We start from the raw sequence: 25,191 nt of genomic DNA, 5'->3' as shown, positions 1-25,191 counted from the left end.
TTCACATTCCTAAATACGCGCGGGCCAGGCCCGCATCGGCACGCACATCCGCCGCCGTACCTGACAGCACGAAGCGCCCCTGTTCCAGCACATGCGCGGCGTCGGCGATATCCAGCGACTGCGCGACATTCTGTTCCACCAGCAGGATGGTCATGCCCTGCCCATTCAGCCGCCGGATCAGGGCGAACATCTCCTCAACCAGCAAGGGGGACAAGCCCAGCGAGGGTTCATCGAGGATCATCAGGCGCGGTTCGGCCATCATGCCGCGCCCGATCGCGAGCATCTGCTGTTCGCCACCCGATAGCGTGCCGGCGGATTGCCCGGCGCGTTCGCGCAGGCGGGGAAAGGTGTCCATCACGCGGGCCAGGTTTTCGCGGCGGCGCGCGCCGGCGCGGCGATAGCAGCCGAGGTCCAGGTTCTCCCGCACCGACAGGTTGGGGAAGATCTTTCGACCCTCCGGCACCTGCACCAGGCCGGCGGCGACGATGGCGGCGGGGCTGGCGCCGGTGATGGGCGCGCCCGCGAAATGGACGGTGCCGGCGCGCGCGCGGACGATGCCGGACAGCACCATGTTCAAGGTGGTCTTGCCCGCGCCATTGCTGCCGAGCACGGCGACGATCCCGCCCTCCGCGACGTCGAGGTCCACGCCCGCCAGCACCGAGGTGCCGCCGTAGCCCGCGACGATGCCGCGCACGGAGAGGATGGGCTCAGCCATTCGCGGCCAGCTTCTGGGCGGCACCGCGGCCGAGGTAGGCCTCGATCACGGCGGGGTCGCGCACGACAGCGGCCGGGGAGCCTGCGGCGATGATGCGGCCCTGGGCCAGGACATGCACGGCTTCGCAGAGGTTCATCACCGCCTGCATCACATGCTCGATCATCAGCACCGTCACGCCGCCGTCACGGATGCCGCGGATGACCGGAATGATGTCGCGGATTTCGGAGGGGTTCAGCCCGGCGAGGACTTCGTCCAGCAGGATCAGCCGTGGTTCGGTCGCGAGCGCGCGGGCCAGTTCCAGCCGCTTGCGCCCGGCGACGGTCAGGGAGGATGCCTGCTTGTCCAGCATCGGCGCCAGGCCGACGCGCGTGGCGACGGCATCGGCGGCAGCCAGCGCATCGGCACGGCGCGGGTGGCGCAGGAAGGCGCCGACAGCGATGTTTTCGCGCACCGACAGGCCAGCAAAAGGCTGCACGATCTGGAAGGTCCGTGCGAGCCCGTCGCGTGCCAGCAAATGCGCGGTGCGGCCGGTCACGTCGCGGCCGTCGAAGATCACGCGCCCGGCGGTCGGCGTTTCGAAACCCGCGATCATCGCGAATAAGGTGGTCTTGCCGGCGCCATTCGGGCCGATCAGCCCGGTGATCGAACTTTTGGCGACCGTAAAGGACGCGGCATCCACCGCCAGCAACCCACCAAATCGCTTCGTCGCCCCCTGCACATCCAGGATCATGTGCGCCGCCACAGGTTGCGGGGTGGGTAGCGCACGACGAGAATCAGCACGACGCCGAACAGCATCAAATCGACGCCGGGGATGCGGCCGAAGAGGTGGCGCGTCACCTCGCCCAGAGCATGCAGCAGGATCGCGCCCATGACCGGGCCGAAGACGGTGCCGGCGCCGCCGATGATGGGGGCGAGCAACGCCTCGACCGAGATCCAGGTGCCATAGGCGATGCTGCTGTCGATGTAGAGGAAGTATTGCGCGTAGAACCCGCCCGCCGCCGCGGTCACCGCCGCCGATAGCGCGATGGCGCGGAGTTTCACGGCAAGCACGTTCACGCCGAGCGCGCGGGCGGCGGATTCATTCTCCCGCACCGCCACCAATTGCGCGCCAAGCCGCGACCGCGACAACCACAGCGACAACAGCAGCGTCGCGACCACCAGCCCCAGCCCGATCCAGTAGAACCCGGCGCGCGAGGCGAACTGGAAGTTCTCGGGCCGCACATCCAGCGGGATCAGCAATCCCGCTGCGCCGCCCGTAAAAGCGGAACTATTCGCCAGCACACGAAAAACTTCCGCAAAGGCCAGGGTCACCAGGGCAAAATACGATCCGCGCAACCCCGCGCGAAAGGCCATCGCCCCGATCGCCGCACCGACGATGGCGCCCAGCGCGATGCCTACGGCGAAGGCGGCATAGGGGTTCACGCCGTAGCGGATTTGCAGGATCGCGACGGCATAGGCGCCAGTGCCGAAGAAGGCCGCATGGCCGAAGGAATACTGCCCGCCAAAGCCGCCCAGGATGTTCCACCCCTGCGCCGCCAAGGCCACAATCAGGGTGAAGACAGCGAAGTTCAGCACCGTGTTGGCAGTCACGAAGACCGGCAGCAGCGCCGCGATGGCAGCGAAGAGCAGGATGGGCTTCATGCGCGCGCGCCGAACAACCCGGTCGGCCGCACCAGCAGCACCAGGATGAAGATGGCAAAAATGCCGATCTGGCCGAGGGATTCGCCGAGATACAGTCCGGACAGGCTTTCCACCACGCCGATGAACAAGCCGCCCAGCAAGGCCCCCGGCACCGAGCCCATGCCCCCCAGCACGACGATGGTGAAGGCCACCAGCACGAAGGCATTTCCCACGCGGGGGTTCACATAGAAAGACGGCAGCAACAGGCAGGCGGCGACCGCAAGGCATGCGGTGCCGATGCCAAAGGTGATCGCGTAGATATGCGCGACATCGATGCCGACCAGCGTGGCGCCGGTGCGTTCCTTGGCGACCGCGCGGATCGCGCGACCAGTGGAACTACGTGCCAGGAACAGGAACAGCAGCAGCGCCACCAGGCAGGCGACGACGAAGCCGATCGCGCGCGGCGCGGGAATCAGCATCGGTCCCCATTCCAGCATCTCGTTCGCCAGCGGGATGCGGACGCTGCGCGTGTCCGACCGGAACACCGCCAGCATCAGGTTTTCCAGCACGATCGACAGGCCCAGGGTCACCAGCAGGATATTGCTGTCATCCCCCCGTGCCGCCGGGCCGATCACCAGCCGTTGCAGCAGATAGCCGAAGCCGAAGAAGACCGGCACCAGCACCGGCAGGGCCCAGTAGGGATCGATCCCAAACGCTTCGTGCAGCACGAAGACGCCGAACATGGCGGCCGTCAGCAGCGCGCCATGGGCGAAGTTGATGATGTGCAGCACGCCATAGACCAGCGTCAGGCCGAGTGCGACCAGCCCGTAGACGCTGCCGGTCAACAGGCCGTTCAGCACGACCTCCGCCACGATCTCCAGCGGGTAGGAGGCCAAGCCGGATCAGCCGGTCACGGGAAAGATCGGCCGGGCGTCGGCAAAATCGTTGGGGAAGATCACCTTGATGTCGCCACCCTGCACCTGGGTATTGACCGGTGCGCCCGACTGGTTCTGGCCATTGACGAAGCGGGTCGGGCCATAGGGCATGATGTGCTTGGTGAACTCGGGGCCGGTCGCGGCCAGCGCCTCGATCACGGCATTCCGGTCGGGGCGGCCGGCGCGTTCCAGCGCATCGGCCATCAACTGCACGGCGGAATAGTTCAGCGCGACGTTGTAGAGCCAGAACCGCCCCATCGCCTCGACCGCCGCACGCACGCGGGCCGTCGCCGGCTTGCGGGGGTCGGCCCAGTGGTTGCAGTCCATGACGGCCTGCGCGGCATCGGGGAATTCGCGCACGAAGCGGAAGTTGGACGCGGCGCCGTTCAGCACAGCATAGACGCCCTTCGGCCGGATCCGGCGCTGCTGCATGGTCTGCGCCAGCAGCACGAATTCGGCGTAGTAGGACGAGGGGATCACGAGGTCCGGGTTCAGCGCGCGGATGCGCAGCGCCACATTGCTCATGTCGCGCGACGGGGATGGATGTGGGATCGTCTCCAGCACCTGGAACCCGAGCTTGGGCAGTTCGGTGTTCATCAACCGGGCCAGGCCCGTCCCAAAAAGCCCGTCCTCATGCACCAGCACCACGGTGCGGGCGGGCTTGCCGGCGGCATCGTTCAGCGCGACCAGGTTTTCCAGCGCCTTCTGGGTCACCATCCCGAAGCCCGGGCCAAAACGGAAGGTATTGCGCAGGCCGCGGGTGACGATGGTATCGGCGACGCCGACATCGACGATATAGGGCAGGTCGTAGCGCGACGCCGCCTGGCTGGCCGCGAGGCAGATCGGGCTGGCGAAGCCGCCGACGACGCCGACGACGCCCTCGGCCTGCATGCGCTCCACCTCGGCCACGCCGCCCTCGGGTGTGCTGCGGGCGTCGCCGAAGACGGGGTCGATGCGCAAGCCGCGGATGCCGCCGGCCTCATTGATCTCGCGGATCGCGATCTCGGCGCCGATCTTGCCGTATTCGCCATCCTGCGACAGCCCGCCGGTCATCGGCTGCAGGATGCCGATTTTTACGGTGCCCGCCTGGGTCCAGCCGGCACGGGGGGCGATGAAGGGGGCGGCGATGGCGGTCGCCATCAGCGTGCGGCGGGTGGCAGTCGACATGGCGAACGTCTCCGGCTGGGTCGTCCATCACATGCCGCGCCGGCGCCCCCCGTGCAAGCGGCGCCTGGTCACCCGGTTGACAGGCGCCCTGCCAGCGCCGCAGGTTGTCGTCATGACCACCCTGCCCCGCACCCTCTGGCGTTGGCGTTGGCCCCTTCCGGGTGGCCTGGGCACGCGCGTTTAGCGTTTAGCCCCGCCGCCCCCTCCGCGGGCGGCCTTGTCAGTTTTCTCCGTCCGCGCGATCCCCCCTCTGCTTCAGGATCCTGCGACCCATGTCTGAAACCTCCGTCACCTACCGCACCGCCGCCGGCATCGCCGTGATGCGACGCGCGACCCGCGTTGCCTATCCCGATGCCGCCGAACCCCTGATTGGTGAGATCGAGGCCCGGCGCGGGGCACTCTTCGCCTCCTCCTTCGAACAGCCCGATCGTTACACCCGCTGGGACATCGGCTTTTCCGACCCGCCGCTGGCCGCGACGGTGCGCGGGCTGGAGGTCACGTTCGAGGCGCTGACCCCGCGCGGCGCCGTGCTGGTCGCGGCGATTGAGGCCGCACTGCGCGCCGACCCGCTGGTCACAGTCCAGACCGGCCCCGATGCCGCGTGCCTGGTCGCCCACCCCGCCCCTGCCCCGGTCGATGATGCCGAGGAAATGCGGTCCCGCCGCCCGACGGCCTTCACAGTGCTGCGCGCCGCCATGGCGGCCTTTGGCGCCCAGGACGACCATCACCTCGGCTTCTACGGAGCCTTTGGCTACGATCTGGTGTTCCAGTTCGAACCCTGCGACCTGGTCCGCCCCCGCGCGCCCGACCAGCGCGACGCGGTGCTCTATCTGCCCGACACCATCCTGGTGGTGGACCACCGGCGGGAGGAAGCGACCCGCTACGACTACGACTTCTGGTATGGCCCGCGCGGCACGGTCGGCATGGAACGCCCGCAGGTTCCGGCCCCCTACGACCCGACACCGCCCGTCGTGTTGCCGCCTGTTCGCGACCATTCGCCCGAAGCCTACCAGGCCAATGTCCGCGCGGCGCAGGAACGCTTTGCCTGCGGCGATCTGTTCGAGGCGGTGCTGAGCCAGACCTTTGCCCGCCCCTGCCCCGTGCAGCCGGGCGAGGTCTTCCGACGCCTGCGCGCCCGCAACCCGGCACCCTATGGCGCGCTGATGAACCTCGGCGACGGCGAATTCCTCGTGTCGGCCAGCCCCGAGATGTATGTGCGCGTCCAGGGCAAGCGGGTCGAAACCTGCCCGATCTCCGGCACCATCTCGCGCGGCGGCGATGCGCTGGAGGATGCGGCGCGACTGAAGATGCTGCTGAACTCGGACAAGGACGAAGCCGAGTTGACGATGTGCACCGACGTCGATCGCAACGACAAGGCGCGCATCTGCGAACCCGGCAGCGTGCGCGTGATCGCGCGGCGCCAGGTGGAGGCGACGCCGCGGCTCTACCACACCGTCGATCATGTCGAGGGCACCCTGCGCGACGGCTTCGACGCGCTGGATGCCTTCCTGACCCATGCCTGGGCGGTGACGGTCACCGGGGCGCCCAAGGTCTGGGCGATGCGCTTTGTCGAGAAGATGGAGAAGACCCCGCGCCTCTGGTACGGCGGCGCGATCGGCTGGCTGGGTTTCGACGGCGCGCTGAACACCGGGCTGACCCTGCGCACCGCGCGGCTGAAGGATGGCGTCGCGCAAGTGCGCGCCGGCGCGACCCTGCTGCATGACAGCGACCCGGCCGCCGAGGATGCGGAATGCGGGCTGAAGGCCTCGGCGCTGCTCGATGCCGTCATCAATGCCGCGGCGCCGCAGAAGGCGGCGGCGGGCAGTGGCGCGAAGCCCCTGGCCGGCAAGCGCGTGCTGCTGGCCGACCACGAGGACAGCTTCGTCCATACCCTGGCCGACTACCTGCGCCAGACCGGCGCCAGCGTCGAAGTCCTGCGCGCGCCGGCCGTGCGGGCGCGGCTGACCAATGGCCATGCGCCGGACCTGGTCGTGCTGTCGCCCGGCCCCGGCAAGCCCACGGATTTCGGCCTGTCGGAAACCATCGATGCGGCGCTGGGCAAGAACGTGGCGGTGTTTGGCGTCTGCCTGGGGCTGCAAGGGATCGTGGAGCATTTCGGCGGCACGCTCGGGCAATTGCCGACGCCCGTGCATGGCAAGCCATCGACCATCCGCGTGCTGCAGCCCGGGCGGTTCTTTGGCGGGTTGCCGAGCCATCTGACCGTCGGGCGCTACCATTCCCTGTTCGGCGCGCCCGAGGCGATGCCGAACAGCCTGACCGTCACCATGGCGACCGAGGAGGACGGCATCCCCATGGCGGTCGAACACGCGAGCCTGCCGGTCGCCGCGGTGCAGTTCCACCCGGAAAGCATCCTGTCCGCCGCCGGCGCGCAGGGGCTGGCGCTGCTGGCGGGCAGCCTGGGGGCCCTGCTGGAAAAGCGCTGACTGACGCTTCCCCGATTGGCCACGTCTGACAAGATGCGGCCAATCGGAGGAAGACACACATGTTCAGGACAATCCTGGCGGCACTGCTGATCGCCACACCGCTCGCGGCCCAGACCACGGGCCCGATCACCTTGGAAAATTTCGGCTCCTTCCATGTCGGCGGACGGGTGGTGGAATTGTCGGGTCGGCCGGTGCGCGAGTATCTGCCGACCGTGGGCGGGGCGCCGCTGCGCATCGACCCGAATGGCGGCCATGTCGTCGGCCAGATGTATGCGCAATTCATGGTGCCGAGTCCGCAGCGCGGGACGGCGCCGCTGATGCTCTGGCACGGCGCCTACCTGACCGGCGTCACCTGGGAAACCACGCCCGATGGACGTGAGGGCTGGCAGCAGTTCTTTGTCCGTCGCGGTTGGGCGACCTATGTCACCGATGCCGTCGAACGCGGCCGCAGCGGGGCGGCAATGTCGCCCGAGATCTGGGCGGCGCCGCTGCACTTGCCGACCTCCAACCCATGGGAGCGGTTTCGCATCGGCGATGGCGCCGGGTCCTTCGCACGCGGCACCTTGCTGCCGGGCAACCAGTTCCCCGCGACGCCGGACAACTACATGTCCTTCATGCGGCAGGTCGTGGCGCGGTATCTCGACACCGATGCCGATGTGATCGCGGCCTATATCGCGCTGCTGGAACGGGTGGGGCCGAGCGTGGTCATCGCGCATAGCCAGGGCGGCGCCTTCGCCTGGCAGGTCGCGCAACAGCGGCCGGATCTGTTCCGCGCACTCGTGCTGATCGAACCCGCCGGCACCGGCGTGGTCGCCGAAGCGGCGCGGGTGAAAGACATTCCGCAACTGCTGGTCTACGGCGACTACGTGGACGCCGATCCACGCTGGTCGGTGATCCGCACCAATGCAAGGCGCTTTTCCGCGGCGGTGCGGGAGGCCGGTGGCACAGTCGATGACGTGGACCTGCCGAGCCGCGGCATCAGCGGCAATAGCCACATGCTGATGATGGACCGCAACGGCGATGCGGTGGCGGCGCTGGTGCAGGACTGGCTCGCGGCGAAAGGGCTCTGGCGCTAGCGGGTTGCTGAAAAACGGGGGCCGGCGCCAGTGGAAGGGACTTCGCCCCCTCCACACCTCCCCCACCAGGGGCCGCCGCCCCTGGACCGGCGGAGTATTGGCAAAATAAAGAGAGGGGCAGCGATCGCCTTTGTTCGGAGGCGCGCCATTGACGCCCCTCTCTTTATTTTGCCAAATCGCGTGGGTTCCAAGGGGCCACGGCCCCTTGGTGGGGAGAGTTTGAGAGGGGCAAAGCCCCTTTCAAGGCGCGCCCCCCGTTTTTCAACACCCTGCTAAAGCCAGCCCTTCCGGCGAAACCGCCAGAACAGCATGCCGCAGACGCTAGCGATGACACCCAGCAGGGCGGGATAGGCCCAGGCCACTTTCAGCTCGGGCATATCTTCGAAGTTCATGCCGTAGATACCGGCGATGGCGGTCGGCACGGCCAGGATTGCCGCCCAGGCGGCCAGTTGGCGCATGGTCTCGTTGGCTTGCGCCTGGCCGGTCAGCAGGCTCGCTTCGAAGGCGAAGGCCAGCACCTCCCGCAGCGCCGCGATTTCATCCTGCACGCGGGTGATGTGGTCGGCGACATCGCGGAACAGCGGCTGCATCGCGGGGTCGATCGCCATCGCCTCGGCATGCTCTAGCCGCCGGCAGACTTCGACCAGCGGGGATGCCGCCATGCGCAGCCGCAGCAGGTCGCGCCGCAGGAGGTACAAGCGTTCGACATCCGCCTTGGCGAGGCGGGAGGCGAGCACCGTATCCTCGATCGTCTCGACCTCTTCCTGCACTGCCTCGAGCACCGGGGCGTAGTTGTCCACGATGAAATCGAGGATGGCATACAGGATGTAGTCTTCGCCATGCGACAGCGTGGTCGGGCACGCCTCGCAGCGTTCGCGCACGGTGCGGTAGGTCGCCGACGCGCCGTGACGGATCGAGACGACGTAGCCGCGACCGACGAACAAATGCGTTTCGCCAAATTCGACGCGGCCTTCGAGCATCTGCGCGGTCCGCGCGATGATGAAAAGGCTGTCGCCGTATTGTTCGATTTTTGGGCGCTGGTGGCGCTTCCCGGCATCCTCCAGCGCCAGGTCGTGCAGGGCGAATTGCGTGCCGACGCGGGCGAGCAAGGCGTCCGAGGGTTCGTGCAAACCGATCCAGACGACGTGGCCGGGCTTCCTGGCCCAGACCCCCGCCTCATCGATCGCGACCTCCGCGATGCGCTTGCCGCCGAGATAGACGTGGGACGCGACGACGCCCGGCTCGAGGCCCGGGCCGGAGGAGGCCGCCGGGGCGGGCGGTGTCGGCTTGGACATGTCGTTCATGGCGCCTGCCTCCGCATGCAGCCCATTGCATGCCGGAGCCTAGCGCATGCGGCGCTGCCTTACGATGACCCTTTCGGAAGCCCCTACCCCGCCGTCACCCCCGCCTGACGCAACACCGGCCCCCAGCGATCGTATTCGCGGCGCACGAAGGCGTCGGTGTCGGAGGGGTTCAGCCACAGGGCTTCCGACGCCAGTGCATCCAGCCGCGTCTTCAGGCTGGCATCGACCAACAGCCGCTTCGTCGTGTCGGCGATGCGGTCGCGGATCTCGGCGGACGTGCCGGCCGGGGCGAAGAGCCCGGTCCAGGAGCGCACGGCGTAATCCGGCACGCCCTGTTCCTGCACCGTCGGCAATTCCGGACGGATGGAAACGCGGGTGTCGCCGCAGACGGCGATGATGCGCAGGCGCCCTTCCAGATGCGCCGGCAGCACGGTCGGCAGGTTCTGGAACGACAGCTTGATCGTGCCCGACAGCATATCGGCCAGGGCCGGTCCGCCGCCGCGATACGGAATATGCGTAAGTTCGACGCCGGTGCGCAGGCGGAATAGCTCCCCAGCCAGGTGGTTCGTGCTGCCGACGCCGGAGGAACCGAAGGCCATCCCGCCCGGTGTCGCCTTGATCAAGGCGATCAGCCCCTGCACGTCGGTGACGTTCAGCGACGGATGCACCACCAGCGCATTCGGCACGTCCACCAGCATCGAGATCGGCGCCAGCGCGTCGCGCACGTCGTAGCCCTGGTCGGGGATGACGAAGGGGTTGATGACGTGGTTGCTGGCCGAGGAGATCAGCAAGGTGTGTCCGTCCGGCCGCGCCCGCACGACCTGCGTCATGCCGAGCGAGCCGCCGCCGCCAGGCCGGTTTTCCACCACGAAGGGCCGGCCGAAGGTTTCCGCCAGCCCTGGCGCCATCAGCCGCGCGACGACGTCATTCGACCCACCCGGCGCCCAGGGCACCAGCAGCGTCACCGGGCGGTTCGGCCAAGGTCCGTCCTGCGCGCGGGCGATGGTGGGCAGGAATAGCGGGGCCGCGAGGGCGGCCAGGCTACGGCGTTGGATCATGGAGCAAGTTTCCTGTGGGTTTTTTCTTCGAAAGGTCGGTCAGGCGGCGCGCCGCGCATGGATCATGGCGATCTCGCCAGGCACGGCGCGGCCGGTCCACAGGTTGTGCAACAGCGCATCCGCCGGCCCCTGCCCGATCACCGGCACCGTCAGTTCCATGAATTTCTGGCCGAGTTGCGCATCGGACAGCGGGGCATCCGGGTCGCCGATCCGGGTCGGCTGAAAGTGCTTCAGCACGCGGCCATCGGCCAGGGTGATCGTGACCGTGGCGCTGCGTCGGCCGGGGAATGCGGCCTCGGCTTCCGGGTCCAGCACCACCGACACGCGGGGCATGAAGCCGCGCAGGACGGGGTCCGCCAGCCGCTCCGGCGTGAAGGCCTCCAGGCGCACGCCGCCGAGGTAAAGCAGGGCGGCGATGCAGTATTGCGCGGAAAAGCGCGCTTCCTGCTCGGTCGCGGCTTCGGGCCGGTCGCAGAGCCCCTTGGTCGCGCCATAGCCCGCGACCTCGATGCTGCGGATGTCGTCAGGGCCGAAGCCATGCGCGTCGCGCAGCACCGACACGGCGTCCAGTGCAGCAAAAATATGGCCGCAGCAGCCGTGGTTCTTGATGGTCATGCGTTCGATCGCGAACCAGTCGTCGAGGCCGACGAAAGCGGTCTCCCACCTTCCGGTGGAATCCGATGTCGCGGCGGCGAAGCCGGCGGGGCCGTGCAGCACGTTGGGCGCGCCGGTGACGCCGGCGGCGGCGGCGATGGCGGCCAATGAACCGGCATCGGCCGCATGGCCTGGGTGCATCGGCTTGCTCATGCCGCTGCCGGCGAAGGCTTCGCGCAGACCGCCCGCCATGGTCGCGGCGGTGGCGATGGCATGGCCCATTTTTTCCGTGTCGCAGCCAAGAAGAAGTGCGACTGCCGCCGTCGCGCCAAAGGTGCCGACGGTGCCCGTGGTGTGCCAGTGCCGGTAGTGGCTGGGGGCCACGGCAAGACCGATGCGGCAGGACACCTCATACCCCGCGATGATCGCGCGCAGCAGGCCGTCCATGTCGGCGCCCGTGTCCTGCGCCGCCGCCACGGCGGCCCCGATCACGGGGCAGCCCGGGTGGTAGCCGGCATCGCGGAAGATGTCGTCGAATTCGACGATGTGACTCGCGGTCGCGTTCAGCAGCGCGGCGTGGCGCAGCGCGCCACGGGTGCCATCGACGTAGCAGATCGCCCGCCCCGGCCCGCGCGACGGCGCCAGCGCCGCCGCGAGCAGGCTGGCCGGCGCGCGGTCGCAGCCGGGGATCAGGGCCGCGAACCAATCGACCAGCGCGCGCCTTGCGTGATGCGCGAGCGCGTCGGGCAAGGGGCGCGTGGCCCAGGACGCACCATGGGCGGCGAGGATGGGGAGAGGGTTCATCGTCAATCGATCTTGATGCGGGCCTCGCGCACAACGCGCTGCCACTTGGTTGCTTCGTCACGGATGAAGGCGCCGGTGGCCTCCGGGTCCAGCCAGGCGGCGTCGACGCCGGCAGCGGCCATGCGGCGCTGCACCGCGGGATCGGCGAGGCTTTCGCGCAAGGCGCCCGACAGGGTGGCGATGGCGGCGGCCGGGGTCGCGGAGGGCACCATGATCGCGCCCCAGGATGTCGCCTCGGCGCCGGCCACGCCGCCCTCGGCCAGGGTCGGCACATTCGGCAGCAGCGGGTGGCGCTGCGAACCCGTGACCGCCAGCGCACGCACCCGCCCGTCCAGGATCTGCGGCGCGGCGCCCGCGACTTGCACCATCATGAAGGGCAAGGTGCCCGACAGCAGGTCGTTCATCGCCGCCCCGCTGCCGCGATAGGGCGCGTGCTGCGCGTCGATGCCGGCGGCCAGGCAGAACAGCGCGGCCGAGGTATGCGTCGTTGCGCCATGGCCGGAGGAGCCATAGGTCAGCGCCCCCGGCTGGGATTTCGCCAGGGCGACGAACTCGGCCAGCGTCTGCACCGGCATGCTGTTGGTGACGACGAGCACAAGGTCGGAGACATAGGTCAGCCCGACCGGCGCCAGGTCCTTCCCGGGATCGAAGCCCATGTTCGCGTAGAGGATGGGGTTGGTGCAGAGCAGCCCGGTCACGCCCATCAGCATGGTATGGCCATCGGGGGCGGAACGCGCGACCTCCGCCCCGCCAAGATTGCCGCCGGATCCGCCGCGATTATCGACCTGGATCGGGCGGCCCAGCACGCTGGCCATGCGTTCGGACACGATCCGCGCGCCGACATCGGTGGATCCGCCTGGCACGAAGGGCACGACCATCCGCAGCGGCCGGTTCGGCTGCCAGGATTGCGCCGCCGCCGGGACGGTAAGGGTCATCGCGGGCACCGCGAGGGCCACGGCCGGCGCGGCCAGCATGGCCCGGCGCGACAGCGCGGTATGGCCCATGGAATCCTTCAGACGCGACATCACCATCCCTCGAACTTGTTGGCCCGCGATGGCGGGCAAATGAATGTTCCGACAAAATCCGCGGCCGCGCCAGCAGGGCGCGCCGCCTGGGCTATGCCGGATGCGATGACGAGCGGCGCAGTGCGGTCTATCGGCACACCCGCTGCACGAGGCTATGCTGTCGTTGCCAGGGCCAAACAGGATGCCCGGCGGGAGATGATGCGTGTCCAACCAAGCCACTACCCCGGCGTTTCCGCGCCGTGCGATCCTGCCGCTCGTCGCGGCTGTCCTCGGCGCGCCGGCGCTGGTGCGTGCCCAAGGCGCCACCTGGTCGCCGGACCGGCCGATCCGGCTGGTCGTGCCCTTCACCCCCGGTGGCACCACCGACATCCTGGCCCGGTTGCTGTCGCCCTTGCTGGGCACGGCACTCGGCCAGACCGTGGTGGTGGAAAACCGCGGCGGCGCCGGCGGGACCGTGGGTGCGGAGATGGTGTCCCGCGCGGCACCTGACGGCACGACGATCATGATGGGCCACATCGGCACCCTGGCGGTGAACCCGGGGCTTTACCCGCGGCTCGGCTACGATCCGCTGACCGGGCTGACGCCGATCGGGCAGATGGCGGTGGTGCCGAACGTGATGGTGGTGAACCCGACGAAGGTCGCGGCGCGCGACATCCAGGCGCTGATCGCCGCCGCCAAGCGCGCGCCGGGCAGCATTTCCTACGGTTCGGGCGGCAACGGGTCGGCGGCGCATATCGCGATGGCGGCCTTCGCCGATGCGACGGGGACCGACTTCCTGCATGTGCCCTATCGCGGCACCGGGCCGATGATCAACGACCTGCTGTCCGGGGCGCTGGACATGACCATGACAGGCGGGCCCGCCGTGCTGCCGCAGGTGCGCGACCGCCGCCTGGTCGCCCTGGGCGTGTCCTCTCTGACGCGCTCCGCGGCGGCGCCGGAGATCCCGACCATCGCCGAACAGGGCCTGCCCGGCTTCGAGGCGACGCAATGGTATGGGCTGGTCGGCCCGGCCAACCTGCCGGCGCCGATCGTCGCGCGGTTCAACACGGAACTGAACGCGGCGCTGCGCGATCCCGAACTGCTGCGGCGGATGTCGCCCGAAGGCGCCGATCCCGCGCCATCGACGCCAGCGGCCTTCGGCACCTTCATCCAGGCGGAGATGGCGCGCTGGGGTGCCTTGATCCGCAAGACGAACATGCGGGCGGACTGAATCGCGGGGGGCCTTCACGGTGCGTTAGGCGCGGCATTGTTACAATTGCTGCGCCCACGCAATGATGAGAGCCCCCCTCATGACAAGCCCCGCCCATACCGTCCCGCCCGCGAGCCTGCTGCAGCGGATGTCCATCCGGACCAAGTTGGTGACATCCTTCGCCATCCTGCTGGTGCTGACCGGCGTGCTCGGCGCCTTCGCGCTGATCCAGGTGCAATCGGTCCGCGCCGTCGCCGTGGACCTTGAGCGGAATTGGCTCGCGAGCGTGGAGGCGATCGGCAACCTCGAAACCATGGCCGGGCGGCATCGCTTTGTCGTGGCCACCCATGCGATGAACAGCGACCCGGCGGTCAAGGCCGAGCGCGAGACGCGCGTCGCCGAGTTCGCGCGCGACGCCCAGGCGGCACAACGCAACTACAGCGCCCTGGTCAGCTCGCCGCGTGAACGCGAATTGAGCCAGACGCTCACCACGGTCTGGCAGGCGTATCTGCAACAGGCCGATGCGGTGCTCGCCCTGTCCCGCCGGAACGAGAATGAAGCGGCCACCAGCCTGATCACCCAGCGCCTGGTGCCGGCCTACCGGACAGTCCAGGACACGCTGGACGCATTGACAAGCCTGAACACGGCGGGTGCCGCCGCCGCGGGCCAGGCGGGTGCCGCCGCTTATGACACGACCGTCACCATGGTCATCGCGCTGCTGGTCGGCGCGCTTGTGATCGGCAGTGCGCTGGCCTTCCTGATCGTCCGCGGCGTCGGCCAGGGCATCGCCAGCATCATGACACCGATGCAGGCGATGGCCGCGGGCGACCTGTCCGTGACCGTCCCGTCGGTGCCCGAGAACACCGAGATCGGCGCCATGGCGGTGACGCTGCGCGCCTTTCACGCGGCCCTCGTGGCCAAGCGCGACGCCGATGCGGCGGCCCTGGTCGAAGCCCAGGCCAAAGCCGACCGCGCCCGCCGCGTCGATGCGCTGGTCCAGACGTTCGAGGCCGAGGCGACCGACGTGCTGCGCATCGTCGCCGCCGCCGCGACCGAGTTGGATGCGACCGCGGGCGTGTTGAACAGCACCGCGCAAGGTGGATCGGAACGCGCGACCTCGCTGGCCGCGGCCTCCGAACAGGCCAGCATGAATGTGCAGACGGTCGCTGCCTCGACCGAGGAACTGGCCGCTTCGATTTCCGAGGTGGCGCGCCAGATCGCGGAAAGTGCCGCCGTCACGCAGCGCGCGGCGGAAGATGCGCGGGCGACGGATGCGACCGTCTCCGGCCTTGCCGAGGCGGCGGGCCGCATCGGACAGGTCGTGCGGCTGATCGGCGATATCGCCGGGCAGACCAACCTGCTGGCGCTGAACGCGACGATCGAGGCGGCGCGGGCCGGCGAGCACGGCAAGGGCTTCGCCGTCGTCGCATCGGAAGTGAAGGCCCTGGCACAGCAGACCGCGAAGGCGACCGAGGAGATCGGCCAGCAGATCGCCCAGATGCAGACCGAGACCGGGCACGCGGTCGCGGCGATGCAGGGGATCGGCCGCACCATCGAATCGCTGAACGGCATCGCCGCCGGCGTCGCCGCCGCCGCCGAGCAGCAATCCGCCGCCACCCATGAAATCGGCCGCGCCGTGGCCGAGGCCGCCGCCGGCACGCGCGATGTCAGCCAGCACGCGAGCGGTGTCACCGAAGGGGCGCAACAGACGGGGGCGGCGGCGACGCAGTTGCGGGCAGCGTCGTCCGAACTGGCACAACGGGCCGAGGGGCTGCGCGGCCAGGTCGGCGACTTCCTGAGCGGGTTGCGCGCCGCCTGAACCCGCGGGCGCCCCGCTTGCCAGGGGCGCCGCGATCCCCGAGTCTCAGCCCGAATTCAGACTGGGATCGCATTGATGACCGACCTTGTTACGCGCCGCGCCGCACTGGCCCTGACCGGGGCGGCGCTGGCGGCCCCAGCCTTGGCGCAATCCTTTCCGACCCGGCCGCTGCGCTTCGTCGTCCCCTTCCCGCCCGGCGGCACCGCCGATGTGCTGGCCCGGCTTGCGGCGCGGGAAATGGAGGCGGGCTTGGGCCAGCCCGTCGTCGTGGAAAACCGCGCCGGCGCCGGTGGCGCGATCGGCAGCGAACAGGTCGCGCGATCGGCCCCGGATGGCTATTCGCTGTTGCTGTCCAACATCGCATCCCAGGCCATCGGCCCGGCCGTCACGCGCAACCTGCCCTATGACCCGGTGCGGGATTTCACCCATATCGGACTGATCGCGGCGGTGCCCTCGGCATTGGCCGTGTCCTCCACCAGCCCCTACCAGACGCTGGCCGATCTGCTGGCCGCGGCGCGGCAGGGGGCGGGGCGCATCCGCTTCGGCTCGAACGGCAATGGCACCTCCTCCCAGGCGAAGCTGGAGATCCTGAAGGCCGCCGCGGGGGTCGATATCACCCATGTGCCCTATCGCGGATCGGCGCCGGCGACGGCCGATGTGATCGGTGGCCAGGTGGAGGGGCTGATCGCGGCGGTGCCCGACATCGGCCGCAACGACCGGCTGCGGCTGCTGATGATCACCACGCAAACCCGCGCCGCCCGCTGGCCGGAGGTGCCGAGTGCGGCCGAGGCCGGCTTCCCCATGCTGGTCGCCAGCAACTGGTTCGGCCTGTCCGGCCCCGCCGGCATCCCGCCCGCCATCGCCGACCGCATCAACGCCGCCCTGGTCGCCGGGCTGAACCGGCCGGAGATGGCCGACCGCCTGCGCGACCTGGGGGCCGAGCCGAACAGCATGACGCGGGCCGAATACACCGCATTGGTCGCATCGGAAGTCCCGCGCTGGGCCGCGGTCGTGTCCAGCGCCAATATCCGCGCCGACTGATGGCAGACGACGACGCCCTGCGCGCGGTTCGCGCCAAACGCGGCTACCTGCTGCCGCACCATGGGCTCATGGCGACCGCGGCACCGGGGCTGCTGGAGGCCTATGACCAGGCCTATACCCAGATCGCACTGACCGCCCGCCACCTGTCGGAACACGACCGCGAATTCATCTGGCTGGCGGTGCTGGCGACGACGGATGAGGGCCTGGCGACGCATCACATCGCCAAGTTCCGCGCGGCCGGCGGCACGGATGCGATGATCGGCGCCGCCTTCACCGCCGCCGCCATGGCGATCGGCGGCCAGGCCTTCGATTTCGCGGCGCGCGACTGGGGCGTGCAACTGGCGCCCTTCGACGCGCGCGCGGCCTATCTGGAAGCCTGCCAGGGCGGCGCGCCCTGGCGGCTGACCCTGCTGGCGCTGCTGGGCGCGATGGTCTGCCGGCGGCGGGAACGGTTGCTCGGCTGGCTGATCGAGGCTGGTTATGAAGCGAGCATCCCGGAAGATGCGATGGCCGAGGCGATGACGCTCGCCATGTTCCCGGGCTCGATCCCCTATTTCGTTCGCGCCTGCGGGGTGTGGCGCGCGTTGATCGTCGCGGGCAGCGTCACCGCCTCACCCCGCTATGCCGCCTGGGCGGCGATGACGGGCCAGGGCGGGTTCGACGAGGCGTCGCAATAGCGGCGGGGTCAGTGCAGCACGCGCGCCACCGGCAGGGGCGCGAGGTGCAGCGGTTGCGCGGGTAGGCGCAGCCCGGCCTCGGCGGTCAGGGCGGCGAAACGCTGGGCGCCGCGGAAGCCTGGGGCGACCATCGCGACCGGCAGCCAATCCGACAGCACATCCAGCGCCGAGAAGGAATCGCCCGCCTGCAACCCGGCGACCAGCCGCAGCATCGCGGCCTCATCCCCCGCCAGGGCGGGGCAATGGCAGCAGCGGACCTCGATCGACCTTTGGGCGTGGCTGGAGACGACCGACATCAGCAGTTCGAACCCGACCGCGCCCGGCGGCGCGACCTGGGCCATGCGGAAGATGTCGCGCCATTCTGGATACAAGCCCTTTGGCCTGACCAGCGGCGCGACCCAGGCGCGCAGGGCGCCGACCACGAACAATTCCGACGCCACCAGGTCCAACACCGGGCGTTCGTTGTCCGGGACCGGGTGGTGTGGGGGGCAGGTGCCGGGCGGCCTCATCGGGCGGCGGCGTGGGCGGCGATGCGCATGGGGGGTCTCCGGGCGGCAAGCTCCTCTTATTGATATTGAGAAGCATTCGCAATACGGTGTCGCGATCCCCCTGGAGCATCCTCATGCCCGATACCCTGCCATTCGCCCTGACCACCATGCTGGCGCGCGCCTCCGTACCGCCAAGGCTGTTGCGCGAGCCGGCGCCGGGACCCGATGCCCTGGACACCGCGGTGGCGGCGGCGTTGCGCGCGCCGGACCATGGCGGGCTGCGGCCCTGGCGCTTCGTGTTCATTTCCGGGGCGGCGCGCGCGGGTTTCGGCGAGGTATTGGCCCGCTCCCTCGCCATCCGCGCGCCGGAAACGCCGCCCGAACGGCTGGAGATGGAGCGCATGAAGCCGATGCGCGCGCCGCTCCTGGTCGTCGCGGGTGCGGTGATCCGCCACGACAAGCGCGGCGTCCCGCCCTGGGAGCAGGAGGCGACGGCCGCGGCCGGCACGATGAACTTCCTGAACGCGCTGGAGGCCTTGGGCTTTGGCGCGGTCTGGTTGTCGTCGCAGGCGCTGCAGGACGACAGCGTGAAGGCCGCCCTGGGTTTCGCGCCCGGGGACGCGCTACTGGGCTGGATCTATGTCGGCACCCCGCCAACCGACCGCCCGAAGCCGGTGCGGCCGGAACCTGCGGGCTTTTCACGCGATTGGCACGGGGTGGCGCAAAACCCCCCCGCGTAACGCCCGCGTCAGGCCAGCGCCGCCAGCGCCACATCCTCGGCGATCGCGGCCCCGCGCAGCCGCGCTTCGGCGGTGGCACCGCCGATATGCGGGGTGAAGGTGATGTTCGGCAGGGCCGCCAGTTCGGCCGGGATCTTCGGCTCGCCTTCGACCACGTCCAGACCCGCCGAGGCGATCACGCCCTCGCGCAGCGCCTTGGCCAGCATGGCGGAATCGATCAACTCGCCACGCCCGATGTTGACCAAAATGCCGCCGGCGCCGAGGGCCTTCATCTCCTCCATGCCCATCGCATGGCGCAGCGCGGGGTCGCCCGGCAGCACCAGCATCAGCACGTCGCTGGCCTCGGCCAGGGCGCGGAGCCCATGGAACAGCGGGAAGCCCAGGACCTCGGCCGAGGGGCGGTGCAGCCCCACGACATTCATGCGCGCGGCCACGGCGCGGCGTGCCAGCGCCTGGCCGATGCGCCCGCCGATACCGGCGATGCCCATGGTCGCGCCGTTCAGGCTGCGGCCCGGGGCGAAGCGGTTGGTCAGCCAGGTGCCGTCGCGGGCGAAGGCATCGGCCGCGACCAGGCGCCGTGCCGCCATCAGGGTCAGCGCCATGCCAAGGTCGGCCACGTCCTCGGTCAGCGCCTCACCCACCGAACGGAAGGGCACACCGCGCGCGGCGAGGGCGGCGAAATCCACCCGGTCGGTGCCGGCGCCCATGGAAACAACCTGCTTCAGCCCGGGCAGCAGGTCCAGTGTCGCGGCGGACACGCCCAGCATCGCATTGGTGATCAGCACCCGCACCCCGGCGCGGGCGGCTTCTGGCAGCTTGGGGATCTCGCCAGGCCCGTTGACCTGGGCAAAGACGCCACGCTCCACCAGGCGCGGGTAGCTGACGCCCTGCAGGACGCTGCAGGCAAGGACGGTGGGCGTGTCGGTCATGCGGTCTTCCATTCAGTCAGCGCAGCACGCCGAGCCCGCGCAGGCGCGCGGCCTCGTCATGTCCAAAAATGTCCTCGTCGTGTTCGCCAAGTCGTGGCGCGGGGCGGAACAGTGCCCCCGGCGTTTCCGACAGGCGCGGCACCATCCCGTGCATCGGCAGCCAACCCATGTCGGCATCCGGCACCTCGATCAGGGATTCACGACCGGCCACGAAATCATCGACCAGCAGCCCGGGCGCATCCTTGATCGGACCGATGGTCACCCCCGCCTTGTCGAAATGCGTGAGCACATCGTCGATGTCGCGTTCGGCGATGAAGCCCGCGACGATCGCGTCCAGCGCATCGATATTGCGCAGGCGGTCGGCGTTGGTGGCGTAGCGCGGATCAGTGACCAGCGCTTCCTGACCGATGCTGCGCAGCAGTTTTTCCGTCATCCCCTGGGTCGAGGCCGACAGGCAGACCCAGCCGCCATCGCGCGTGCGATAGGCGTTGCGGGGTGCGGTATTGGTGCTGCGGCTGCCGGTGCGCTGCTTGGCCTTGCCGGTCAGGCGCGCATTGGCGGCCTGCGGGTCCAGCACCGCCAGCATCGGGTCGAACAGGCTGACATCGACGACCTGCCCCTGCCCCGTCGCTTCCGCATGGCGCAGCGCGATCATGGCGCCGGATGCGCCATAGAGCCCGGCATAGGCATCGCCCATGAACATCGGCGGCAGCACCGGCTCGCGGTCGGCAAAGCCGTTGATCGCGGCAAAGCCGGAATAGCCTTCGACCAGCGTGCCGAAGCCGGGCTTGTGGCGGAACGGGCCATCCTGGCCCCAGCCGGATACGCGCACGATGACCAGGGCCGGGTTTTCCGCCAGCAGGTCGGCCGGGGCCAGGCCCATCGCCTCAAGCACGCCGGGACGGAAGGATTCCACCAGCATCGCCGCATCCCGCGCCAGCGCGCGGACGGCGGCGATGGCCTCGGGGTTGCGCAGGTTCAGGCAGATGGATTTCTTGTTGCGGCACCAGGTTTTCCAGGCCGTCTCGATCCCCTGCACCTTCCAGCCGCGCAGGGTATCGCCCTCGGGGGGTTCGACCTTGATGACCTCGGCGCCGTGGTCGGCCAGCACCTTGGTCAGCATGTTGCCGGCGACCAGGCGCGACAGGTCGATGACCCGCACGCCGGCCAGGGCGCCGGTCGCGGCGGCGTCGAAGGATTTGCGCGGAAGCGGCATCAGTCGACGCTGATCCGGCCGGTGGCGGCGACGCGGCGCCAGCGGGCCAGTTCATTCTGCAGGTAGTCGTGGAAATACTCCGGGCTGCGGGTCTGCGCGACCGCCCCCTCACCGGCCAGGTTGGTGACCAGGCGCGTGTCGGACATGCCTTCGTTCACCGCGGCCGACAGCCGCGCCAGGACCGCCGGCGGCAGCCCGGCCGGCGCCATCATCCCCCACCAGATGCCCATTTCGAAATCAAGGCCCGTCGCCTGCTTCACCGTCGGCGCATCCGGCGTGCCGGGCGGGCGGCCTTCCTGTGTCCAGGCCAGCAGCTTGACCCGGTTGTCGCGGATCAGCCCGCCGGCCGAGGGCAGCGAGGTCACGATGAACTGCACATTGCCGGCCACCAGATCGGTCATCGCCGGGCCCATGCCGCGATAGGGCACGTGCTGGAACTGCAGCCCCGCCGTCTGCGCCAGCAATTCCGTCGCCATGTGGTTGATCCCACCCGGGCCGCTGCTGCCGTAGTCCAGCGTGCGCCCGCCCGCGCGCGCCATGGCCAATAGCCCGTTCATGTCGGTGATCGGCAGTTGCGGTGCGGCGACGATCAGCATCGGTGCCACGGCCAGCAGCGCCACCGCGGTGAAATCCTTGGTCGCGTCATAGGGCGTGCGCTGCACGGCCGAGGCCGTGGCGAAGGACGAGGAATGGATCATCAGCGTATGCCCATCGGGCCGCGCCCGGGCGACTTCGTTCGCGCCGATCACCCCGCCGGCACCCGCGCGATTATCGATCACCACGGGCTGGCCCAGGATCTGCTGCATCCGCTCGGCCAGCGGCCGACCGACCGCGTCATTGCTGCCACCGGGGGCGGCGGGGATAATGATGCGGACAGGACGGTTGGGCCAGTTATCCTGGGCCTGGGCCAGCGCGGGTGCGGCGAGGGTGGCGGCCAGGATGCTTCTGCGTGCGATCGTGGTCATGTTCTTGTCACTCCCAGGCGGATTTGGGCGGCGTCAGCCACGGCGGCCGACAACCACTAGATTCTGGCGTTCCTCGACCGGCAGACCGGGGTCGGGCGCATCCCAGCAATCGGAATACCACGCCACCTCCACCTGCAACCCCGCGGCGCGCATGGCGTCTAGCAATTCGGCCATGGTGTATTCGCGGACGTGGTGGTGGAACCGGGACTCGGGCCCATAGGCCTCCGGGTAGAGCGGTTGCGGGTTCTGCCCCGCGGCGATCAGGCGCCGCACGTTGCGCCGGTAGAAATTCGGCGTCGTGACATAGAGCAGCCCGCCCGGCGCCAGCCCCGCGGCCAGGGCCCGGAACATATTGGCCGGGTTGACCACCATATGCTCCAGCACCTCGCAGAACAGGACCATGTGCATATCGGCGAAGGGCAGTGTCGCGGCGCCGCGCACATCGGTCTTTTCCAGGTCGAGCCTGATCTGGCTGTCGACGATGCCGTCCAGTTCCGCATGATCGAACAGGTCGAGCGAATGCAGCCGTAGGCCGGGTAACATCTGGTGATAGAGCAAGGGGGTGACGCTGGACCCGACCTCCAGCACCCGGCAGGCCGGCCAGTCGGAGCTGTCGCGCAGCAGTGACGCGATGGCATGGGCGTTTTCGGCGAAGCGCAGGCGGTGCACCTCGGCATAGGCGCGCTGGTCGGGGCGCAAGTGTCCGGCAGCGTGCAGGGCCGCGATGGCCTGGTCCAGCGCCGCCAGCGGGTCCCGCCGCCCCTGCTCCAGCGCGTCCGACGCAGGTGGCAGGCTGGGGCCCGGCGGGGGCGCGGGCGGCACGAAGCGGCTCTTGGCCTCTCCGCTACCGGCCAGGATTCGCAGCAGGTCGGCGGGATCGAGCTGCCCGCTCGCGATGGCCGGGACATAATGCGCCAGCCCGCTCTTGTCCGGGCCACGCCCCAGCAGCGCCTCATAGGCCGCGGCGACGAACTCCTCCGCCGATCTCAAAGCCGACGCAGCCCCGCCGCATAGCGCTTCCAATTCGCGACGTAGCCCGCGGCCGATCCCAGCAGTCTTTGGCGCGCCGTCGCGTCGAGTTCCCGCACCGCCTTGGCTGGGCTGCCGACGATCAGGCTGCCGTCGGGGAATTCCTTGCCCTCGGTCACCAGCGCATTGGCGCCGACCAGGCAGCCGCGGCCGATCTTTGCGCCGTTCAGGATGGTGGCGCCCATGCCGATCAACGACCCCTCACCCACCGTGCAGCCATGCAGGATGGCGTGGTGGCCGATGGTGCAATGGGCACCGATGGTCATGGGGAAACCGGCATCGACGTGCAGCATCGCGCCCTCCTGGATATTGGTCCCCTCACCGAGAACGATCGGTTCATTGTCGCCGCGCAGCACCGCGCCGAACCAGATGCCGACGTCCTTACCGAGCGTGACCTGGCCGATGACATGGGCGTCGGGCGCGATCCAATAGGCCTCGGGCAGGTTCGGGGTCAGGTCGTCGAGGGCATAGGCCGGCATGAGTGGTTCCTCCGTTGGGCGCAACATCGCCCAGGCGGCTTGCGCGGGAAAGGGTCAGCCGGAAAACGCCTGCGCCCGCACCAGCCTGGCATAGAGGCCATCGGCGGCCAAAAGCGCCGCATGGGTGCCCTGTTCCACGGCGCGCCCAGCCTCCAGCACCACGATCAGATCGGCATCGCGCACCGTCGCCAGGCGATGGGCGATGGCGATGGTGGTGCGGCCGGCGCGCAGGGTCGCCAGGGCGGCCTGCACGGCGGCTTCGTTTTCGGCATCGAGCGCGCTGGTGGCTTCATCCAGCAACAGCACGCGCGGGTTCCGCAAAAGGGCGCGGGCCAGGGCCACGCGCTGTTTTTGGCCACCCGACAGCCGGCCGCCGCCGGTGCCGAGGGGGGTGTCGTAGCCTTGCGGGAGTGCGGCGATGAAGCCATGCGCCTGGGCCGCGCGGGCGGCATCCTCGACCTCCGCACGCGTGGCACCGGGCCGCCCGCAGGCGATGTTGGCCAGGGCCGTGTCATCAAAGATCACCGCTTCCTGCCCGACATAGGCGATGGCGTCGCGCAGGCTTTCGATGGTGACGTTGCGCAGGTCAGCGCCGTCCAGCAGCAAGGCGCCGGAGGTCGGATCGAACAATCGCGGGATCAATTGGATCGCGGTCGACTTGCCGCCGCCCGAGGGCCCCACCAGGGCGACGGTCAGGCCTGGCTCGGCGGTGAAGGACAGGCCGTTCAGCGCCGCGGCCTCACCCCCCGCATAGACAAAGCCCACGTCGTCAAACACCAGCCGCCCCGGGCCAGGCGGCAAGGGCTGCGCATCCGGCGCAGTCACCACCAGGGCAGGCCGGTCGATCACGCCAAAGACCCGGGCCAGCCCCGCCAGCCCTTCCTGCAAGGCGGCGTTCAGGCTGCCCAGTGCGCGCAAGGGGCGGGCGGCGATCAGCAGGGCGGCGACGAAGCCGGTGAACTCGCCGACCGTGCCGACGCCGGTGGACACGCGCCAGCCGACGAAGGCCAGGACCGCGGCGACGGCGATGCCGCCCAGCGCCTCCAGGATCGGGTCCAGGCTGGCGCGGTTGCGGCCGATGGTGAACAGCGCCTCACGCAGATGGGCGAAGGCACGGGCGGCGCGGGCTTCCTCGGCGGATTCCAGCCGATAGGCGCGGACCACGCGGGCGGCGGCGAAGGATTCGGTCAGCAGGGCGGCGGTTTCCCCGACCCTTTCCTGCATGCCGCCGGAGGCGCGGCGGATCTTCTTGCCCAGCCGCATGATCGGCACCGCCGCGATGGGATACAGGGCGGCGGCGATCAGGCTCATCTGCCAGTCGAGCCAGATCATCGAGGCGACCAGCCCGATCACGGTCAGCACATCGGCCACACCCTGCACGGTCTTGCCCAGGGCCTCACGGATCGCGGCGGCGTCGGCGGTGAAGCGGGCGGCGTTGCGGGCCGGGGCCTCGGCCGCGACCAGGCCGAAATCGGCGCGGGTCAGGGCGCGGAACAGATCGTTCTGCAGATCCTCGATCACCCGCAGCACCACCGATTGCACCGCCAGCGACTGGCCATATTGGGCCGCGGCCTTGGCCATGGTGAGGGCGATGATCGCCGGCGGGATCAGCCAGATGATGTCCCGGTTCCCGGCGGTGAAATGGTCGAAGGATTGCTGGATCGCCAAGGGATAGAGCGAGGTCAGCACCGCGACCGCGATGGTGCAGCCGATGGCCGCGAGGATGCCGCGCGGGTGGGTCCGCACGTAGTGCCGCCAAAGGCGGCGGATCAGCGCGCGGGTTGTCTCGGGATCGGGCAATGCGGGTCGGGCCATGGGCAAGGCGGGTAGCACGATGTCGCCAACGGCCCGAATCAGCGTTGCGCCACGGGGTCCCC

General features: G+C 69.6%; 23 protein-coding genes. 7 read left to right on the top strand and 16 right to left on the bottom strand.

Going from position 1 to position 25,191, the window contains the following annotated elements:
• Position 1: 1 nt before the first annotated feature.
• The 5 genes from ACQW02_RS08090 to ACQW02_RS08070 are packed head-to-tail and all read right to left on the bottom strand — an operon-like array spanning position 2 to position 4,437.
• Entirely contained in the window at positions 2-715 is a 714-nt protein-coding gene (locus tag ACQW02_RS08090) for an ABC transporter ATP-binding protein (RefSeq protein ID WP_431284758.1), read from the bottom strand.
• The gene (locus ACQW02_RS08085; protein WP_431284757.1) at positions 708-1,445 is read right to left on the bottom strand and encodes an ABC transporter ATP-binding protein; all 738 of its coding nucleotides are present in this window, start codon (positions 1,443-1,445) and stop codon (positions 708-710) included. Before ACQW02_RS08085 ends, ACQW02_RS08090 begins: the two co-directional genes overlap by 8 nt.
• Positions 1,442-2,356 (bottom strand): branched-chain amino acid ABC transporter permease, encoded by a 915-nt coding sequence (locus tag ACQW02_RS08080; protein WP_431284756.1) that lies wholly within the window; start codon positions 2,354-2,356, stop codon positions 1,442-1,444. Before ACQW02_RS08080 ends, ACQW02_RS08085 begins: the two co-directional genes overlap by 4 nt.
• Entirely contained in the window at positions 2,353-3,231 is an 879-nt protein-coding gene (locus tag ACQW02_RS08075; protein ID WP_431284755.1) for a branched-chain amino acid ABC transporter permease, read from the bottom strand. The genes ACQW02_RS08080 and ACQW02_RS08075 overlap by 4 nt, the downstream gene beginning before the upstream one ends.
• Before the next feature lie 6 nt (positions 3,232-3,237).
• The gene (locus tag ACQW02_RS08070; protein WP_431284754.1) at positions 3,238-4,437 is read right to left on the bottom strand and encodes an ABC transporter substrate-binding protein; all 1,200 of its coding nucleotides are present in this window, start codon (positions 4,435-4,437) and stop codon (positions 3,238-3,240) included.
• Between the two features lie 272 nt (positions 4,438-4,709).
• On the opposite strand from ACQW02_RS08070, the gene ACQW02_RS08065 reads away from it, so the two are divergent.
• Together ACQW02_RS08065 and ACQW02_RS08060 are read left to right on the top strand one after the other, a co-directional pair.
• Positions 4,710-6,881 (top strand): anthranilate synthase component I, encoded by a 2,172-nt coding sequence (locus tag ACQW02_RS08065; RefSeq protein WP_431284753.1) that lies wholly within the window; start codon positions 4,710-4,712, stop codon positions 6,879-6,881.
• A gap of 59 nt (positions 6,882-6,940) precedes the next feature.
• Positions 6,941-7,957, top strand: coding sequence for an alpha/beta fold hydrolase (locus tag ACQW02_RS08060; RefSeq protein WP_431284752.1), 1,017 nt, complete (start codon positions 6,941-6,943; stop codon positions 7,955-7,957).
• Between the two features lie 272 nt (positions 7,958-8,229).
• Here the strand turns inward: ACQW02_RS08060 and ACQW02_RS08055 are convergent, their stop codons facing one another.
• The 4 genes from ACQW02_RS08055 to ACQW02_RS08040 all read right to left on the bottom strand — a co-directional run bounded on the left by ACQW02_RS08055 (position 8,230) and on the right by ACQW02_RS08040 (position 12,742).
• Positions 8,230-9,261 carry a magnesium and cobalt transport protein CorA gene (locus tag ACQW02_RS08055; RefSeq protein WP_431284751.1) on the bottom strand — a complete coding sequence of 344 codons (1,032 nt, stop codon included), beginning with the start codon at positions 9,259-9,261 and terminating at the stop codon, positions 8,230-8,232.
• Positions 9,262-9,344: 83 nt separating this feature from the next.
• Positions 9,345-10,319 carry a Bug family tripartite tricarboxylate transporter substrate binding protein gene (locus ACQW02_RS08050; protein ID WP_431284750.1) on the bottom strand — a complete coding sequence of 325 codons (975 nt, stop codon included), beginning with the start codon at positions 10,317-10,319 and terminating at the stop codon, positions 9,345-9,347.
• Between the two features lie 39 nt (positions 10,320-10,358).
• A complete protein-coding gene (locus ACQW02_RS08045; RefSeq protein WP_431284749.1) occupies positions 10,359-11,717 on the bottom strand; it encodes an MmgE/PrpD family protein in 1,359 nt (452 codons plus the stop codon).
• 2 nt (positions 11,718-11,719) lie between these two features.
• Positions 11,720-12,742 (bottom strand): Bug family tripartite tricarboxylate transporter substrate binding protein, encoded by a 1,023-nt coding sequence (locus ACQW02_RS08040; RefSeq protein ID WP_431284748.1) that lies wholly within the window; start codon positions 12,740-12,742, stop codon positions 11,720-11,722.
• 202 nt (positions 12,743-12,944) lie between these two features.
• Between ACQW02_RS08040 and ACQW02_RS08035 the strand changes: the two genes are divergently transcribed.
• From ACQW02_RS08035 to ACQW02_RS08020, 4 genes are all read left to right on the top strand, one after another.
• Positions 12,945-13,952: a Bug family tripartite tricarboxylate transporter substrate binding protein gene (locus ACQW02_RS08035; RefSeq protein ID WP_431284747.1), complete on the top strand. Its 1,008-nt coding sequence runs from the start codon at positions 12,945-12,947 to the stop codon at positions 13,950-13,952.
• A gap of 79 nt (positions 13,953-14,031) precedes the next feature.
• Positions 14,032-15,750 (top strand): methyl-accepting chemotaxis protein, encoded by a 1,719-nt coding sequence (locus ACQW02_RS08030; protein WP_431284746.1) that lies wholly within the window; start codon positions 14,032-14,034, stop codon positions 15,748-15,750.
• 75 nt (positions 15,751-15,825) lie between these two features.
• Entirely contained in the window at positions 15,826-16,791 is a 966-nt protein-coding gene (locus tag ACQW02_RS08025) for a Bug family tripartite tricarboxylate transporter substrate binding protein (protein ID WP_431284745.1), read from the top strand.
• Positions 16,791-17,468: a carboxymuconolactone decarboxylase family protein gene (locus tag ACQW02_RS08020; RefSeq protein ID WP_431284744.1), complete on the top strand. Its 678-nt coding sequence runs from the start codon at positions 16,791-16,793 to the stop codon at positions 17,466-17,468. Before ACQW02_RS08025 ends, ACQW02_RS08020 begins: the two co-directional genes overlap by 1 nt.
• Positions 17,469-17,476: 8 nt before the next feature.
• Here ACQW02_RS08020 and ACQW02_RS08015 read toward each other — a convergent pair whose 3' ends face one another.
• Positions 17,477-17,920 carry a hypothetical protein gene (locus tag ACQW02_RS08015; protein ID WP_431284743.1) on the bottom strand — a complete coding sequence of 148 codons (444 nt, stop codon included), beginning with the start codon at positions 17,918-17,920 and terminating at the stop codon, positions 17,477-17,479.
• A gap of 170 nt (positions 17,921-18,090) precedes the next feature.
• Between ACQW02_RS08015 and ACQW02_RS08010 the strand changes: the two genes are divergently transcribed.
• Positions 18,091-18,696, top strand: a complete 606-nt coding sequence (locus ACQW02_RS08010) for a nitroreductase family protein (protein ID WP_431284742.1) — start codon at positions 18,091-18,093, stop codon at positions 18,694-18,696.
• An 8-nt stretch (positions 18,697-18,704) separates the two neighbouring features.
• Here the strand turns inward: ACQW02_RS08010 and ACQW02_RS08005 are convergent, their stop codons facing one another.
• Genes ACQW02_RS08005 through ACQW02_RS07980 form a run of 6 tightly spaced genes read right to left on the bottom strand, consistent with a single transcriptional unit; the run spans position 18,705 to position 25,129 of the window.
• Complete coding sequence (locus tag ACQW02_RS08005; protein WP_431284741.1) at positions 18,705-19,625, bottom strand: NAD(P)-dependent oxidoreductase; 921 nt, start codon at positions 19,623-19,625, stop codon at positions 18,705-18,707.
• Between the two features lie 16 nt (positions 19,626-19,641).
• Positions 19,642-20,841 (bottom strand): CaiB/BaiF CoA transferase family protein, encoded by a 1,200-nt coding sequence (locus ACQW02_RS08000; RefSeq protein WP_431284740.1) that lies wholly within the window; start codon positions 20,839-20,841, stop codon positions 19,642-19,644.
• A complete protein-coding gene (locus tag ACQW02_RS07995) occupies positions 20,841-21,806 on the bottom strand; it encodes a tripartite tricarboxylate transporter substrate-binding protein (protein ID WP_431284739.1) in 966 nt (321 codons plus the stop codon). The genes ACQW02_RS08000 and ACQW02_RS07995 overlap by 1 nt, the downstream gene beginning before the upstream one ends.
• Before the next feature lie 33 nt (positions 21,807-21,839).
• Positions 21,840-22,796 (bottom strand): DUF4214 domain-containing protein, encoded by a 957-nt coding sequence (locus tag ACQW02_RS07990; RefSeq protein WP_431284738.1) that lies wholly within the window; start codon positions 22,794-22,796, stop codon positions 21,840-21,842.
• Positions 22,793-23,314, bottom strand: a complete 522-nt coding sequence (locus tag ACQW02_RS07985; RefSeq protein ID WP_431284737.1) for a gamma carbonic anhydrase family protein — start codon at positions 23,312-23,314, stop codon at positions 22,793-22,795. Before ACQW02_RS07985 ends, ACQW02_RS07990 begins: the two co-directional genes overlap by 4 nt.
• Positions 23,315-23,368: 54 nt before the next feature.
• The gene (locus ACQW02_RS07980) at positions 23,369-25,129 is read right to left on the bottom strand and encodes an ABC transporter ATP-binding protein (protein WP_431284736.1); all 1,761 of its coding nucleotides are present in this window, start codon (positions 25,127-25,129) and stop codon (positions 23,369-23,371) included.
• Positions 25,130-25,191 lie beyond the last annotated feature (62 nt).

The organism is Humitalea sp. 24SJ18S-53, from assembly GCF_050632385.1.
Lineage (GTDB): Bacteria > Pseudomonadota > Alphaproteobacteria > Acetobacterales > Acetobacteraceae > Humitalea.
The sequence above is the reverse complement of the archived record's forward strand: the minus strand, read 5'-3'. Positions and strand labels throughout refer to the sequence as shown.